At 65.5% G+C, this 692-nt stretch carries 1 protein-coding gene; it reads left to right on the top strand.

Annotated features, from left to right (window positions below):
- The coding region (locus VBE63_RS30980) for a helicase-related protein (RefSeq protein ID WP_323686776.1) at positions 1 to 692 on the top strand (692 nt) is incomplete at both ends.

Here is a 692-nt window from a genome sequence, read left to right as displayed (position 1 = left end):
CCGCCGGTCGAGCGCCATCCGATCAAGACCTTCGTCTCGACCTGGAACGACGCGCTGATCCGCGAGGCCTGCCAGCGCGAGATCAACCGCGGCGGCCAGGTCTACTTCCTGCACAACGAGGTCGAGACCATCGAGAACATGGCGCAGAAGCTCGAGGCACTGGTGCCCGAGGCCCGTGTCGAGGTCGCCCACGGCCAGATGCGCGAGAAGGAGCTCGAGCGGGTCATGCGCGACTTCTACCATCGCCGCTTCAACCTGCTGGTCTGCACCACCATCGTCGAGTCCGGCATCGATGTGCCGAGCGCCAACACCATCGTCATCCATCGCGCCGACAAGCTCGGCCTGGCGCAGCTGCATCAGCTGCGCGGGCGGGTTGGCCGCTCGCACCATCGTGCCTATGCCTATCTAATCACACCGCCACCGAAGTCGATGACCGCCGATGCCAAGAAGCGGCTGGAGGCGATCGAGTCCCTGGAAGACCTGGGTGCCGGCTTCACGCTGGCGACGCACGATCTGGAGATCCGCGGGGCGGGTGAATTGCTAGGCGAGGAGCAATCGGGCCAGATCCACGAGATCGGCTTCACCCTCTACATGGATCTGCTTGAGCGCGCGGTCGAGGCGCTGAAATCCGGCAAGACCCCGGAGCTGGATCGCCCGCTCGATCACGGCGCCGAGATCGACCTTGGCCTCCC

Origin of the sequence: Lamprobacter sp. (assembly GCF_034860625.1) — a bacterium.
Taxonomy (GTDB): Bacteria; Pseudomonadota; Gammaproteobacteria; order Chromatiales; family Chromatiaceae; genus Lamprobacter.
Note: the sequence above shows the minus strand (reverse complement) of the source record. Positions and strands in the feature narration are given on the sequence as shown.